General features: G+C 69.4%; 11 protein-coding genes. 8 read left to right on the top strand and 3 right to left on the bottom strand.

Translation table 11 applies throughout. The annotated features are described in order from the left end of the window. Positions 1-49: 49 nt before the first annotated feature. Complete coding sequence (locus G6N61_RS16660; protein WP_407666241.1) at positions 50-1,015, bottom strand: 2-hydroxyacid dehydrogenase; 966 nt, start codon at positions 1,013-1,015, stop codon at positions 50-52. Then, on the bottom strand, positions 1,012-2,148 hold the full coding sequence (locus G6N61_RS30880; protein WP_235887147.1) for an alpha/beta hydrolase: 1,137 nt from the start codon (positions 2,146-2,148) through the stop codon (positions 1,012-1,014). Before G6N61_RS30880 ends, G6N61_RS16660 begins: the two co-directional genes overlap by 4 nt. Positions 2,149-2,246: 98 nt before the next feature. Here G6N61_RS30880 and G6N61_RS16655 point away from each other — a divergent pair, with 98 nt between their 5' ends. Further along, complete coding sequence (locus tag G6N61_RS16655; RefSeq protein ID WP_163924884.1) at positions 2,247-2,813, top strand: VOC family protein; 567 nt, start codon at positions 2,247-2,249, stop codon at positions 2,811-2,813. Positions 2,814-2,815: 2 nt separating this feature from the next. On the opposite strand, the gene G6N61_RS16650 is transcribed toward G6N61_RS16655, so the two are convergent. Continuing rightward, positions 2,816-3,451, bottom strand: a complete 636-nt coding sequence (locus tag G6N61_RS16650; RefSeq protein ID WP_163919509.1) for a TetR/AcrR family transcriptional regulator — start codon at positions 3,449-3,451, stop codon at positions 2,816-2,818. An 83-nt stretch (positions 3,452-3,534) separates the two neighbouring features. Between G6N61_RS16650 and G6N61_RS16645 the strand changes: the two genes are divergently transcribed. The 7 genes from G6N61_RS16645 (at position 3,535) to G6N61_RS16615 (ending at position 14,907) form a co-directional block, all read left to right on the top strand. Next, positions 3,535-4,428: an oxygenase MpaB family protein gene (locus G6N61_RS16645; RefSeq protein WP_163919508.1), complete on the top strand. Its 894-nt coding sequence runs from the start codon at positions 3,535-3,537 to the stop codon at positions 4,426-4,428. A 115-nt stretch (positions 4,429-4,543) separates the two neighbouring features. After that, positions 4,544-5,455, top strand: a complete 912-nt coding sequence (locus G6N61_RS16640; RefSeq protein ID WP_163919507.1) for a class I SAM-dependent methyltransferase — start codon at positions 4,544-4,546, stop codon at positions 5,453-5,455. Between the two features lie 132 nt (positions 5,456-5,587). Further along, on the top strand, positions 5,588-7,399 hold the full coding sequence (gene eccA / locus G6N61_RS16635) for a type VII secretion AAA-ATPase EccA (protein ID WP_163919506.1): 1,812 nt from the start codon (positions 5,588-5,590) through the stop codon (positions 7,397-7,399). Then, positions 7,396-8,979: a type VII secretion protein EccB gene (gene eccB / locus G6N61_RS16630; protein ID WP_163919505.1), complete on the top strand. Its 1,584-nt coding sequence runs from the start codon at positions 7,396-7,398 to the stop codon at positions 8,977-8,979. The genes eccA and eccB overlap by 4 nt, the downstream gene beginning before the upstream one ends. 30 nt (positions 8,980-9,009) lie before the next feature. Further along, positions 9,010-13,017, top strand: coding sequence for a type VII secretion protein EccCa (eccCa, locus tag G6N61_RS16625; RefSeq protein ID WP_163919504.1), 4,008 nt, complete (start codon positions 9,010-9,012; stop codon positions 13,015-13,017). Further along, on the top strand, positions 13,014-13,322 hold the full coding sequence (locus G6N61_RS16620; protein ID WP_163919503.1) for a PE family protein: 309 nt from the start codon (positions 13,014-13,016) through the stop codon (positions 13,320-13,322). Before eccCa ends, G6N61_RS16620 begins: the two co-directional genes overlap by 4 nt. A gap of 1 nt (position 13,323) precedes the next feature. Beyond that, positions 13,324-14,907, top strand: coding sequence for a PPE domain-containing protein (locus tag G6N61_RS16615; protein ID WP_163919502.1), 1,584 nt, complete (start codon positions 13,324-13,326; stop codon positions 14,905-14,907). Positions 14,908-14,942: the final 35 nt, after the last annotated feature.

Below are 14,942 nucleotides of genomic sequence, written 5' to 3'. Positions count from 1 at the left end.
CCTCCTCTGGATAACTAACCGGTCGGTTGGGTCCGAGGGTACCCGGCGCTCACCCCGGTCCGTCAGGCACCTCGTTCACCAGGTTCACCAGGTGCCGCCCGTCTCGCAGACGCTCGCAGTTGTCCACGGCGTGGACCAGGTAGCGGCGCATCGTGTCGGCCGTGTACCAGGTCACGTGGGGCGTGACGACGACGTTGTCGAGGCGCAGCAGCGGATTGTCGGCCTCGACCGGTTCGGTGGCGAAGACGTCGAGACCGGCCGCGGCGAGACGGCCTTCGCGCAGCGCGGCCATCAGGGCCGCCTCGTCGACGATCGCGCCGCGCGAGGTGTTCACCAGCACCGCGTCGGCCTTCATCGTCGCCAGCGCTTCGGCGTCGATCATGCCCTCGGTCGCCGCAGTCAGCGGCAGGTGCAGCGACACCACGTCACTGGTGGCGAGCAGATCGGACAGGGAGCGCCATCCGGGATGGCCGTCATCACGCGTACTGGTGTGCACCACGTCGGCACCCATCGCGGTCAGAAAGGTCTCGACGCTCTTGGCGACGTTGCCGTACCCGACCAGGCCGACGGTGCACCCGCCGATGTCGCGGACGGTCTCGCCGAGCGACGGGTCCGACGGCCAGCCCCGCCCGGCCCGGGTTGCCCGGTCCAGTTGGGGCAGGCGACGCAGCGCAGCCAGCATCAGCAGCAGCGTGCCCTCGGCGACCGACGCAGCGTTGGCGCCCGGCATGTTGGCCACCGCGATCCCGTGGCGCGTGGCGGCGTCGACGTCGATGGTGTTGACCCCGGCGCCCAGCTTGTGGATCAGCCGGCACCGCACGGCCCGCTCGACGTCGGCTCCCGACAGCGGACGCAGTACGTGCCAGATGACGTCGGCCTCGGGCAGCTCGCGCTCGAACGTCGCATCGTCGTCCTCGGCGCAGAACCGGACGTCCAACCAATCCGCTTGTTGCGCAACGAAGTCGAGCACCTTGTCGCCCGGCACGAAGTGGGCGAGCACGCGTACGGGTTTCACCGCCACCGCTTGCCGATCCACTTGGCGATGACGTCGGCCTGCTCGCTGCGCGCGCCTGGCGTCGTGAAGTAGTGGTCGGAGTCGATGACGCACATCGTCTTGTCGGTGCTCGCCAGCGCGTCGTAGATCCGCTTGGCGTCCGACGGGAAGACGCCGGTGTCCTGTTCGGCGTTGATGACCAGGGCCGGGCATTCGATGCGGGCGAGGTGCGGCTCGGCGCGGGTCTGGGCGTGGCGCAGGCTCCACATGCCCATCCAGTTGCGCAGCGTGCATGCGGCGGCGATCCCGCGTGCCGAACGGTTGGCCCGCACCGGCTCGCCCGCATAGCAGGTGTTCGCCGGGCGCTTCGTAGGCTCGATGGTGGGGTCCACCATGCGCGGATCGGCCCAGGTGCGGTGCACGGTGAATGGCCTATCCGAGAAGCCCGCTGCACGAACGCGTTTCAGCTCGTCCTCGGCCCACTCGGTGATTGCGTGATTCCGGGCCACCTGCGCGGCGCGGTACCGCTTGATGAACTCCGGCGCATACGGCGGGCCGTTGGACTCGTCGAACAGGTCGAGGTCGGGATCGCTTGCCACGGGGTCGGCTTCGTCGATGACCGCGCCGTCCATCCAGGCGGTGAGCACCTCGGGCCTGCCAGGATGCGCGGCGCTGGCGACGTACCCGTCGGCGGCCATCAGGTCGCCGAGGCCCGCGGCCGGCCGCATCCCGCCGACGGGCACGACGTGCGGGTCGACGGCCTGCGCCTGGTATGCGGCCATCAGCGACCCACCGCCGGAGTTGCCAAGTAGGACAATGGATTCCACCCCAGCAACCTCGCGCAGCCAGCGGACGCCGACGCCGATGTCGACGAGCGCGTGGTCGAGTAGGAAGCTGCTCTCGAATCCGCGGAACCTGGTGTTCCAGCCGAGGAACCCGATGCCGCGGGTCGCCATGTACTCGGCGAGGTAGTGCTCGGAGAAGTCCACCTGATAGTGGGCGGCGATCATGCCCACCTTGGGCTTGCGGCCGACCCCGCGGTAGTAGACGCCCTGGCAGGGGTGCCCACCGGAGCCGGCACGTCGAGCAGACGGTGAGTCCAGTCCGATGAACTCGCGTGTGACGCCGGGTGCGGTCCCTGGATTCCTGCTCATGTCGACGGCATCCCCTCGTGCTGGCTGGCGCTGATGTTAGATTCAGAATCCGGTCGTGACCAGACCCGGACTCCGGAGGCGCGATGACCAAGCCCGACATGATCAAACCTGCCGGCCGCAACGCGGAGTTCGAACTCGGCGGCATCAACCACGTCGCCCTGGTGTGCTCGGACATGGCGAAGACCGTCGACTTCTACTCCGGTGTCCTGGGCATGCCACTGGTGAAGTCGCTGGATCTACCCGGTGGCATGGGGCAGCACTTCTTCTTCGACGCAGGCAACGGCGACTGCGTGGCGTTCTTCTGGTTCACCGAGGCGCCCGACGGCGTGCCCGGCATCTCGCAGCCCTCGGCCATTCCGGGAATCGGCGAGATCGTCAGCGGCGTGGGGTCGCTCAACCACCTGGCCTTCCACGTGCCTTCGGAGAAGTTCGACGAGTACCGCAAGCGGCTGAAGGACAAGGGCGTGCGGGTGGGCCCGGTGCTCAACCACGACGAGAGCCCGGCCCAGGTGTCGGCGACGCTCCATCCCGGCGTGTACGTGCGGTCCTTCTACTTCCAGGACCCCGACGGCATCACGCTCGAATTCGCCTGCTGGACCAAGGAATTCGACGACTCCGACACCGGCACCGTGGCGCGCACCGCCGCGGACCGGCGAGTGCCCTGAGATCAGTCGCCGCCATGCAGGCGCGGGCGGGTGATGGTGTCGAGAATCGCTGCCAGCTGGTCGACGAGTTCGTCGGGAGTCAGGTCGACGTCACCTGCCAGCCAGGCGCTGATGGTCTGCCCAACGCCGCCGACCGCGAAGTGGGCGGTCGCCATGCCCTTGCGGCTGGCCCGTTCGCCCTGATCGACGCGTAGCGCCATGCCGATCTCGCGGCCGTAGAGCATCGCGAGCAGCACCCCGGACTCGGCGCGCTTGGCCGCCACCACCGAATTCGACAGCTGCGCGCTGAAGAGCAGTCTGCCGATCCGGGCGTCGGAGGCCACGGCATGCACGATGTTGGCCATGCCCGCCCGGTTCTGTTCGGCGCACTGCGCTGCCGCGACGGCGGCCTGCGTGGTGGCGGCGAGTTCGGCGATCACGGCGTCGAAGACGGCGCCGACGAACTGGTCCTTGTCGGTGAAGCCCTCGTAGAAGTAGCGCGCTGCCAGTCCGGCCTCGCGGCAGATCGCCCGGACCGTCAGATCGGCGGGCACGGCCTCGCCGCCGAGCAACTCCAGGCCGGCGTCGATGAACCGTCGTCGACGGTCGGCGAGACGTTCTGCCGCCTCGACGCCGCCGTACGGCCTGACTTGAGCCATCGCTCCATCTTGACACCTGTCCACGATGAGCGGCAATATCAGGAAACACGCGTTCGCAGATTTACGGGGTGGAGGGTCGGTCGATGACGATCAGCGAGAATCCGGTGGAGTGGCCGGTCAGCGCACCGGAGCCCGGCAAGGCCGGCCCGACCGGCCGGCGCGGGGCAAGCTTCGACGACGGACTGATGGGCGTCGCGCTTCTCGCCGGTCCGGCGAACGTCATCATGCAGCTGGCGCGCCCCGGCGTCGGCTACGGCGTGCTCGAGAGCCGGGTCGAGAGCGGCCGCGTCGACCTGCACCCGATCAAGCGGGCACGCACCACGTTCACCTACCTTGCCGTCGCGACGAAGGGCACCGAGGCGCAGAAGGCCGCGTATCGCAGGGCGGTCAACAAGGCGCATGCGCAGGTCTACTCGACCGACGACAGCCCGGTGAAGTACCACGCCTTCGACAAGGACCTGCAGTTGTGGGTCGCGGCCTGCCTCTACAAGGGCGGCGTCGACGTCCACCGGCTCTTCGTCGGGGAACTCGACGCCGAGAAGGCCGACCAGCACTACTCCGACGGCATGAACCTCGGCACCACGTTGCAGGTGCCACCGGAGATGTGGCCACCCAATCGCGCCGCGTTCGACGAGTACTGGCAGCGCTCACTGGAACGGGTCCACATCGACGACACCGTCCGCGACTACCTCTATCCCATTGCCGCCAGCCGGGTTCGGGGCGTCAAGCTGCCCGGGCCGATCCAGCGCCGATCCGAGGACTTCGCGCTGCTGATCACCACTGGGTTCCTGCCGCAGCGATTTCGCGACGAGATGCGCCTGCCCTGGGACGAACGGCGCCAGCAGCGATTCGACCGGGTGATCGCCGTCCTGCGAGCGGTCAACGACGCCGTGCCTGCCTTCGTCAGGCAGTTCCCGTTCAACGTTCTGCTCAAGGACGTGGACCGGCGGATCCGCAAGGGCATCCCGCTCGTCTGAGCCGGCGCCTCGGCTCGAACGTGGACTTTCCGTGGAAACCACCCGCACTTCTGCCCGAGAACTCGACGCTCGCGGCAGCAGGGCCTCGTCAGGTCCCGGGCGTAGCCTCACGCGCATGCGACCTACGGGAGACGACCGCGACACCTGGGACATCACGACCAGCGTCGGATCGACGGCGCTATTCGTCGCCGCCGCACGGGCGCTCGAGGCGCGCAAGCCCGACGCGCTTGCCGTCGATCCCTTCGCCGAGGTGTTCTGCCGAGCGGCAGGAGGGACGTGGGCGCAGGTCTTCGACGGTGCCACCGGCGAGCAGGGCGCGCTGCGGCTGAACTCGGACTTCGGCGCGCACTTCGTATCCTTCCAGGGCGCGCGCACCCGTTACTTCGACGCGTACTTCGCCCGCGCCGCAGAGGCCGGTGTCGATCAAATCGTGCTGCTCGCCGCGGGCCTGGACTCGCGCGCGTATCGACTGCCATGGGCGGACGGCACCGTCGTCTACGAGCTGGACCAACCGCAGGTGCTCGACTTCAAACGCGAGGTGCTGGCCGCCCACGGCGCCGAACCCCGGGCGCAGCGCCGTGAGGTGGCCGTCGATCTGCGCGACGACTGGCCGGGCGCGCTGCGCAGTGCGGGGTTCGACGCGTCGCGGCCGTCGGCGTGGATTGCCGAGGGCTTGCTCATCTACCTGCCGGCGACCGCCCAGGAGCAATTGTTCGGCGGTATTGACGCATTGGCTCATCCCGGCAGCTGGCTCGCCGTCGAGGAGGGCAGGCCGATGCCGGCCGAGGCCTTCGCAGCAAAGCAGCAGGAGGAGCGGGACGCGGGGGCTGCTGGCTCGTTCTTCACCCTGGTCTACAACGAGCAAGCGGCGCAGGCCGGCGACTGGTTCGGCGGCCGCGGATGGGCTGCGGAAACGACAGCACTGCCCGTTTTCCTCGAAGAACTGGGCAGGCCGATCCCCGCCGACGATCCGGAGGCCGGCCCGATGGCGTCCTCGATCAGCCTGGTGACCGCCACCAAGGGGTGACCGGGGTCACGCACGCTGCCTCCAGCAACGCGAGACGTGCGTCTCGACAGTTAAGTTATGCAATGCTAACTTCGCCGGGTTAGCTTAGGCATACATAAGGAGATGGCGGGGGCGTTTGCCTTCGTGACGCATATGGGCAGTGACACGCTTGCGGGGGCGCGGGTCGACCGCGATGTTCTGAGTCGTTTTGCGACGTGCAGCCGGACGCTCGGGCTGACCGTCCACGACCGGCGTCGCCCAGTCGACCTGGCGGCAGCGCGCACCGGCTTCGCCGAGTTGACGCGCATCGCCCACGAGCAGTGCGACGCCTGGACGGGACTGGCCGCGGCAGGCGACACCAGCGCACGCGTCGTGGAGTCCGTGTGGCGCACGGTCGGGACCGCGGGGGTGCTGCAGCGTCAGCTCGAGATGACGCCTGGCGATCTCGGCTTCGACTACGACACCGGTCTCTACCTGAAGTTCCGTGCCACGACGGCCGACGACTTCCAACTCGCCTACGCCGCAACGCTGTCCGATCGCGGCGACTACGCCGAGGCCGACCGCCTGGTCGAGCAGCTGATCCAGCGCAAGCCGAGCTGGCTGAACGCCCGCTGGGTGCGCGTCGCCATGTACTACCGCACCGAGCGGTGGTCCGACGTCGTCCGGTTGCTCACCCCGGTGGTCAACGATCCCAAGCTCGACGCGACGTACGCCCACGCCGCCCGCGTGGCGCTGGGCACGTCACTGGCCAGGCTCGGCATGTTCGCCCCGGCCCTGTCCTACCTCGAGGACCCGTCCGGCCCGGTCGAGGTCGCGGTCGTCGACGGCACGCTGGTCAAGGCCCTTTCGTTGCGCGCCCAGGGCGAGGACCTCGACGCCGCCGACACCCTGGCCGAGCTGTACGCCGCCAACCCCGAGCACGAACAGGTCGAGGTGGCGCTGTCGGACACGTCCTACGGGATCGTGCCGACCACCGCGGCCCGCATCGAAGCCCGCCTCGACCCGTGGGACCCCGCGACGGAGCCGACCGAGGTCGACTTCGTGGATCCGGGCGCCAAGGAACGCAAGGCCCACCTGCTCGTCGAGGCCGAGGCCGAACTCGCGGAGTTCATCGGACTCGAAGAGGTCAAGTACCAGGTGGCCCGGCTCAAGTCGTCGGTCGCCATGGCGATCCGCCGCCAGGAGCGCGGCCTGGCGGTCGCGCAGCGAACCAACCACCTGGTCTTCGCGGGCCCACCCGGTACCGGTAAGACCACCATCGCCCGCGTGGTCGCCAAGATCTACTGCGGTCTCGGCATCCTGAAGAAGGAGACGGTCCGCGAGGTGCACCGCGCCGACCTGATCGGCCAGCACATCGGCGAGACCGAAGCCAAGACCAACGCGCTCATCGACAGCGCCCTGGACGGCGTGCTCTTCCTCGACGAGGCCTATGCGCTGGTGTCGACCGGCGCGAAGAACGACTTCGGTCTCGTCGCCATCGACACGCTGCTGGCACGCATGGAGAACGACCGCGACAGGCTGGTCGTCATCGTCGCCGGCTACCGCGCCGACCTCGACAACTTCCTCGACACCAACGAGGGCCTGCGTTCGCGCTTCACCCGCAGCATCGACTTCCCGTCCTACTCGTCGCACGAACTCGTCGAGATCGCGATGCGCATGGCTGAGAAGCGCGACAGCATCTTCGAAGAAGCCGCACGCGAGCACATGGAGAGACTTTTCGCCCACCTCGCGACGGCCACCATGCCCGACGCGAACGGGGTTGCCCGCCGCAGCCTCGACATCGCGGGCAACGGCCGCTTCGTCCGCAACCTGGTCGAACGAGCGGAGGAGGAGCGCGAGTACCGGCTGGACCACTCCGACTCCGAGGACTTCACCGACGACGAGTTGATGACCATCACCGACACCGACGTGAACAACTCGGCCATTCCGTTGCTGCGCGGCCTCGGCCTCGAGGTGCCCGCATGAGCGAGCAGCAGGGCGACCGCCGCACGTTCACGTCGCGCACGCCGGACAACGACAACCCCGAGCGGGTGGCCTACCGTCGCGGTTTCGTCACCCGCCACCAGGTGTCGGGATGGCGATTCATCCAGCGCCGCATCGCATCCGGAGTCGCACTGCACGACACGCGGATGCTCGTCGATCCGCTGCGGACCCAGTCCCGTTCCGTGCTCGTCGGCGCGCTGCTGCTCATCACCGGCCTGGCGGGATGCTTCATCTTCTCGCTGATCCGGCCCGCGGGCGATGCGGGCGACAGCGCCATTCTGGCCGACCGGGACACCGCCGCGCTGTACGTGCGTCTCGGCGAGCAGGTTCATCCCGTGCTCAACCTGACCTCGGCCCGCCTCATCGCCAACCGGGCCGACAACCCGACCATGGTCAAGAGCAGCGAGATCGATCAATTCCCGCGCGGCAACCTGATCGGCATTCCCGGTGCGCCGGAGCGAATGGTGCAGAGCACCGCGAGCGACGCCGACTGGACGGTGTGCGATGCCGCCTCGGGTTCCGCCGTGGGCGTCACGGTGATCGCTGGGCCCTTGGCAAACGACTCGGGCGCGGACGACAGCGAGCGTGCCGCCACACTGCCGGACCAGGATGCGGTGTTGGTCCGCAACGACGGTGGCCCCAACGCGGGCACCTGGCTGCTGTGGCAGGGCCGACGGAGCCAGATCGATCTCAACGACCGCGCCGTGACCGGCGCGCTGGGCCTCAACGCCGATCTGCCCGAGCCTCGGGCGATTTCGCCGGGCCTCTTCAACGCCGTGCCCGAGGCGCCGGCACTGCGCGTGCCGGCCATCCCCGGAGCCGGTTCGCAACCGGGCTTCCCGGTGCCCGCGCCGGTCGGCGGTGTCGTCGCCGCCTTCGACGCCGACAACACGCTGCGCCACTACGCAGTGCTCACCGATGGGCTGCAGCCGATCTCGCCAGTGGTGGCGGCCATCCTGCGCAACAGCGATTCCCACGGGCTGGACCAGCCGCCGCGGCTCGGCGCCGACGAGGTCTCCCGGTTGCCGGTGTCCCGCGCCATCGACGTCGACGCCTATCCCAGTGAGCCCGTCACGCTGGTGGACGCGGCCGCATCGCCGCTGACGTGCGCACACTGGGACCACCCGGTCGACGCGACGAGTGGTTCGCTCGAACTGCTGTCCGGCGCAGCACTTCCCGTAGAGGACGGGCTGCGCCCGATCCAGCTCGTTGGCGCAGGCACGGGCACGACAGCCAACCGCGTGGTCGCCGCACCCGGCACCGGCTTCCTGGTGCAGACCGTCGGGCAGGACGTCCGGCAGCAGCCGGCTTCGCCCGCTGCCGGATCGGTGTTCTGGATCAGCGACACCGGGGTGCGCTACGGCATCGATCAGGACGCCGCCGGACAGGACGGAACCGACGCCCTCTCGGCACTGGGTCTGACGACGCCTGCTCTGCCCATTCCCTGGGCGATGCTTAGTCAATTCGCGGAAGGACCGACGCTGTCGCGCGCCGATGCGCTGCTCGCGCACGACGGGCTGGCACCCGATCCGAGTCCCGCCGTGGTGAGGGAGACGCCGTGATGATCAGCGAGAAGCGGAGCGGGATCGCGCATGTCTAGGTTGATCTTCGAGGCACGCCGCCGCATTCCGGTGCCTGCCACCCGCAAGGGCACCATCACCATCGAGCCGCCGCCGGAGCTGCCGCGACTCGTCCCCCCGTCGCTGCTGCGCCGGGTGCTGCCCTACCTGATCGTGCTCCTCATCGTCGGCATGATCGTGGCGCTGTTCGCGACGGGCATGCGGCTGATCTCCCCGACCATGCTGTTCTTCCCGTTCGTGCTGCTGCTCGCCGCCACCGCGATGTACCGCGGTACCGACGGCAAGATGCGCACCGAGGAGGTCGACGCCGAACGAGCCGACTACCTGCGCTACCTGTCGGTGGTCCGGGACAACGTCCGGGCTCACGCCGCCGAACAGCGCGCCGCGCTCGAGTGGTCGCATCCCGATCCGGCGCTGCTGGCCGAGGTGCCCGGCACCCGCAGGCAGTGGGAACGCGACCCCAACGATCCCGACTTCCTGGTCGTACGCGCGGGGTTGCACGACGCTCCCTTGAGCGCGAGCCTTCGGGTGAAGGACATCGCCAACGAGATCGATCTGGAGCCGGTGTCGCACACGGCGCTTCGGAGTCTGCTCGACGTGCAGCGCACGGTGCGCTCGGTGCCCGCGGGCATCGACTTGGCCGAGGTCTCGCGCATCACGGTGGTCGGCGAGGCCGTCGACGTCCGCGGCGCACTGCGGGCCTGGATCGCGCAAGCCGTGACGTGGCATGACCCCGCGGTGCTCGCCGTCGCGCTCGCCGCCCCTGATCTCGAGGGCGACGACTGGTCGTGGCTGAAGTGGCTGCCGCACGCCGACATCCCCGGCCAGGTGGACGGCGTCGGCCCCGCGCGTTACCTCGCGCCCAACGTCGCCGAACTCCGCGACCTGCTGGCGCCCGCCCTAGACGACCGGGACGTCTTCGGTGCGACGGAGTCGGTGGCCAGGCATCTGCTGATCGTGGTGGACGATCCCGACGCCGACCCCGAGGTCGTCGTGCCGCGGTCGGGTCTGGCCGGCGTCACCGTCGTACACCGGTCGACGGAAGAGCCGCACCGGGAACAGTATTCGGATCCGGAGCGTCCCGTCCTGCGTCTGGTCGACGGCACGCTGGAGCGCTGGCAGCCTGGCGGCTGGCAGCCCTACGTGACGGTGGCCGACCACTACTCCAGCGCCGACGCACGGCACGTCGCACGACTGCTGTCGCGGTGGGACACGAACCCGCGCCAGGCCAGGACCAGCAGTTCGGGTGTGGCGACGTTCGGCACGCTGCTGGGCATCCCGGACGCGGCCGCACTCGACGTCGCCGATCTGTGGGCGCCGCGCAACCGGCAGGACGAGCTGCGCGTGCCGATCGGCGTGACTGCCACCGGTGAGCCGATGATGTTCGACCTCAAGGACGAGGCCGAGGGCGGCATGGGCCCGCACGGCCTGATGATCGGCATGACCGGCTCGGGCAAGTCGCAGACGCTGATGTCGATCCTGTTGGCGCTGTTGACGACTCACTCGGCCGAGCGCCTCATCGTGATCTACGCAGACTTCAAGGGTGAGGCGGGGGCCGACATCTTCCGCGACTTCCCGCAGGTGGTCGCGGTCATTTCGAACATGGCGGAGAAGAAGTCGCTGGCCGACCGGTTCGCCGACACGCTGCGCGGTGAGGTCGCCCGCCGCGAGAAGCTCCTGATGGAGACGGGCCGCCGCGTCCAAGGCAGCGCCTTCAACTCCGTGCTCGAGTACGAGGCGGCCATCGCCGCCGGTCACGACCTACCGCCCATGCCCACGCTGCTGGTGGTGGCCGACGAGTTCTCGCTCATGCTCGCCGACCATCCCGAGTACGCGGATCTCTTCGATTACGTTGCGCGCAAGGGCCGGTCGTTCCGCATCCACATCCTGTTCGCGTCGCAGACCCTGGACGTCGGGCGGATCAAGGACATCGACAAGAACACGTCGTACCGGATCGGACTGAAGGTCGCCAGCCCCAGCATCAGCCGGCAGATCATCGGCGTGGAGGACGCATTCCACATCGAGGCGGGACCCGAGCACAAGGGCGAGGGCTTCCTGGTTCCCACGCCCGGCGCGATGCCCGTCAAGTTCCGCAGCACCTACGTCGACGGCATCTACGACCCGCCGCGCAAGCCGAAGTCGGTGGTGCGGCACAGCATCCCCGCGCCGCAACCGTTCACGGCCTCGTACGTCGAGGCGCCTGCGGACACCGTGGTGGTCACCGGTGGGTCCGATACCGATCACCTGCCCCCGCGCAAGTTGGTGGCCACGATCGGCGACCAGCTGTCGCACTACGGTCCCAAGGCGCCGCCGCTGTGGCTGGCTCCGCTCGACGAGCCGATCCCACTGGCCGAACTCCTGCACCGGGCGGGCGTCGAGGGCAGGCAGTGGCGGTGGCCGCTCGGCGAGATCGACCGGCCGTTCCAGATGCGGCGCGACCCGCTGATCTTCGACGCGACCTCGTCGGGGGCCAACCTGGTGATCCATGGCGGCCCGAAGTCGGGCAAGACCACGGCGCTGCAGACGTTCATGTTGTCCGCGGCCGCGCTGCACTCACCGCACGACGTCACGTTCTACTGCCTGGACTACGGCGGCGGTCAGCTGCGCGAGATGGGCGCCCTCGCCCACGTCGGCAGTGTCGCCTCACCGCTGGAGCCCGAACGCATCCGCCGCACCTTCGGCGAGCTGGAGCAGCTGCTACTGGCCCGCCAGCGCCGCGCGGCAGGCGGCGCGAGTGGCGCCCAAGCAGACGGCTACGGCGAGGTCTTCCTGGTGATCGACAACCTGTATGCCTTCAGCCGGGACAACACCGACGCCTACAACACCCGTAACCCCCTGCTGGCCAGGGTGACCGAGTTGGCCAACACCGGCCTGTCCTACGGCATCCACGTCGTGATCACCACGCCGAACTGGCTCGAGGTGCCGCTGGCGATGCGCGACGGCCTCGGCATGCGGTTGGAACTCAAGTTGTCGGACTCCCAAGACAGCAACGTCCGCGTGGTCGGCGCCCTGCGCCGGGCCGCCGACGGTGTCCCGGCCGATCAGCCGGGCCGGGGCCTCACGATGGCAGCCGAGCACTTTCTGTTCGCGGCACCGGGACCAGTTCCGGCGAGCAGGAGCGGAGCGACCGGGGGATCGATGGAGGCGCACATCGCCGAGATCAACTCGCGCTACCCGGGACAGTCGGCACCGCCGGTGCGGCTGCTGCCGAAGGTGCTGCTGCCCGAAACCGTTGCGCCGCTGTACCGCGGTCCCGAACGCATCGTCATCGGCCAACGCGAAGAGGATCTCGCTGCCGTCGAGGTCGACTTCGCGAACAACCCGCTGCTGATGGTGTTCGGCGACGGGAAGTCCGGCAAGTCCACGCTGCTGCGTCACCTGATCCGCACCATCCGCGAGAACTCGACGCCCGACCGCGTCGCGTTCACGGTGATCGACCGCAGGCTGCACCTCGTCGACGAGCCGCTGTTCCCGGACAACGAGTACACCCCCAACATCGACCGCGTGACACCGGCGATGCTCGGACTGGCAGCGCTGCTCGAGAAGCGCCGTCCCCCAATGGGACTGTCCTCCCAGCAGCTGAAGGACTGGACGTACCGGTCGGATCAGGACGGGCATACCCACTACCTGATCGTCGACGACGTCGACCAGATCCCGGACGCCCCCGCGGTCAGCGGGCCCTACGTGGGGCAGCGCCCGTGGACGAACCTGATCGGCCTGCTGTCCCAAGCCGCCGAACTCGGGTTGCGCGTGATCGTCACCGCCAGGGCCGCCGGGTCGGCGCACGCGATCATGACCGCACCCCTGCTCCGGCGACTCAACGAGCTGCAGGCCACCACCCTGATGCTGTCCGGCAATCCGCAGGACAGCGGAAAGATCCGGGGACAGCGCTTCACCCGCATGCCTGCCGGCCGGGGCATCCTGCTCGACGACGGCGATACCCCGACGTTCGTCCAGCTGGTCAATCCGTTCGCCGACGAGGCAGCACGCACCAACCAAGGAAGGGAGTTCAACCGATGACTCTGCGAGTGGTTCCCGAAGGCCTCAACGCCGCAGGCGCACAGGTCGAGGCACTCACCGCGCGGCTGGCGGCTGCCCATGCCGCTGCCGCACCGATGATCGCGGCCGTCCTGCCCCCGGCAGCCGACCCGGTGTCGCTGCAGACGGCGGTGTCGTTCAGCACGCACGGCGCGTCGCACGGCGCCGTCGCCGCCCAGGGCACCGAGGAACTCGGCCGCTCGGGCATCGGCGTCGCCGAGAGCGGCACCAGTTACGCCACCGGTGACGCCATGGCTGCAAGCTCGTACCTCATCGCAGGCAGCTGACATGACCGCCCCCGTCTGGATGGCGCTACCGCCTGAGGTGCATTCGGGGCTGCTCAGCAGCGGTCCCGGGCCCGGGTCGATGCTGGCCGCCGCGGGGGCATGGCAGTCGTTGAGCGTCGAGTACTCCACCGCGGCAGCGGAGTTGACGGCTCTGCTCGCCGCCGTGCAGTCGGGTGCGTGGGAGGGGCCGAGCGCGGAACAGTACGTCGCGGCGCATGCGCCGTACCTGACGTGGCTGGCGCAGGCGAGTGCGAACAGTGCGGCCGCAGCGGTCCAGCACGAGACGGCGGCGGCTGCGTATACGACGGCGCTGGCGATGATGCCGACGCTGCCCGAACTCGCGCTCAATCACACGATGCACGGCGTGCTGATGGCGACCAACTTCCTCGGCATCAACACGATCCCGATCGCCCTGAACGAGGCCGACTACGTACGCATGTGGATACAGGCGGCGACCACGATGAGCACGTACCAGGCAGTCGCGGGAGCCACGGTCGCGGCCACGCCTGCCACGCCGCCGGCGCCGTTCCTCCTCGCGCCTGGCGTTGGCGAGGCAGGCGATGCCGGGGCGACGTCGCGCCAGGCCATGGCGCAGGTGCAGGCTGCCGACGCCGGGGGCGCGCTGAATAACGCCGACTTCCTGCAGCAGCTCCTGCAGGCAATCAACCAGTTCTTCCAGGCCTACACCGACTACACGAACTCGCTCTTCGAGCCCATCACGAAGTTCCTGCAGGACCCGATCGGCAACAGCATCGACCTGATCACGGGCCTGCTGACCAACCCGGGTCCCACGCTGGTCGAGTACGGTCCGTTCCTCTTCGCCGTTGCCTACCAAGCCATTTCCTGGGTCGGCGCCACGCTCACCTACCCGCAGCTGCTGCTGCAGCCGCTGCTGGCAATCGGCCTCGGCGTCGGCGGGTACTTCCTGCAGGAGTACCTGAACAGGCCCCTCGCCCCGGAGCCGGTGCCCGAACCCGCACCGGCCGCGGCGCCGCAGCAGGTCCAGGCGCCGCGTGCCGACGTGCAGAATCCGCTGCCCGCCGCGACCGTGGCGCCCACGGTGCCGAGCGCCCCCGCCGCGCCCGCGGCCTCGGTGGCCGCAGGTACCGCGCCGGCCCCCGCCGCCCCCGCAGCGGCCGCAGCCCCGTTCGTGCCGTACGTGGTCCCGGGCGGCGGCCCCGGCCCCGGTGCGTCGCCGACGTTCCGCGAGGGCAGCGGTGCCAAGGCCCCCGCCTCCGACATCGCAGCCTCGTCCGCCGCGGCGGCTGCCGCATCCTCGCTCGCGAAGCGCAAGGCGCGGCGCAAGCGCGGCGCCGAAGTTCACGAACGTGGCTATGCCGACGCCTACATGGACTACGAACCGGGCCCCGACTCCGAAGCGACACCGCGACCCGCGCCGCGCGTCGGCGCCTCGTCGCGGGGTGCGGGTGCGGTCGGATTCACGGGAACCATCACCGCCGAACGGGCCGACCAGGCCGACCGGTCGCGGGGACTGACCCAGTTGCCGGAGGACCCCTACGGCGGCGGACCGGTCGATCCGCTGCTGCCGGGCAACTGGGACCCGGAAGGGGGACGGCCCACCTGAACAGATCCGAGAGTCGAAACACGTCAACCGATAAC

The organism is Mycolicibacterium arabiense, from assembly GCF_010731815.2.
GTDB lineage: Bacteria > Actinomycetota > Actinomycetes > Mycobacteriales > Mycobacteriaceae > Mycobacterium > Mycobacterium arabiense.
This window is presented reverse-complemented; position numbering and strand designations above follow the sequence as displayed.

Excerpts from the sequence above, each read along its gene's own strand:
- G6N61_RS16615 (WP_163919502.1), top strand. The coding sequence starts at position 13,324 with ATGACCGCCCCCGTCTGGATGGCGCTACCGCCTGAGGTGCATTCGGGG.
- G6N61_RS16645 (WP_163919508.1), top strand. The coding sequence starts at position 3,535 with ATGACGATCAGCGAGAATCCGGTGGAGTGGCCGGTCAGCGCACCGGAG.
- G6N61_RS16640 (WP_163919507.1), top strand. The coding sequence starts at position 4,544 with ATGCGACCTACGGGAGACGACCGCGACACCTGGGACATCACGACCAGC.
- eccA (WP_163919506.1), top strand. The coding sequence starts at position 5,588 with ATGGGCAGTGACACGCTTGCGGGGGCGCGGGTCGACCGCGATGTTCTG.
- eccCa (WP_163919504.1), top strand. The coding sequence starts at position 9,010 with ATGTCTAGGTTGATCTTCGAGGCACGCCGCCGCATTCCGGTGCCTGCC.
- G6N61_RS16650 (WP_163919509.1), bottom strand. The coding sequence starts at position 3,451 with ATGGCTCAAGTCAGGCCGTACGGCGGCGTCGAGGCGGCAGAACGTCTC.
- eccB (WP_163919505.1), top strand. The coding sequence starts at position 7,396 with ATGAGCGAGCAGCAGGGCGACCGCCGCACGTTCACGTCGCGCACGCCG.
- G6N61_RS16620 (WP_163919503.1), top strand. The coding sequence starts at position 13,014 with ATGACTCTGCGAGTGGTTCCCGAAGGCCTCAACGCCGCAGGCGCACAG.
- G6N61_RS16655 (WP_163924884.1), top strand. The coding sequence starts at position 2,247 with ATGATCAAACCTGCCGGCCGCAACGCGGAGTTCGAACTCGGCGGCATC.
- G6N61_RS30880 (WP_235887147.1), bottom strand. The coding sequence starts at position 2,148 with ATGAGCAGGAATCCAGGGACCGCACCCGGCGTCACACGCGAGTTCATC.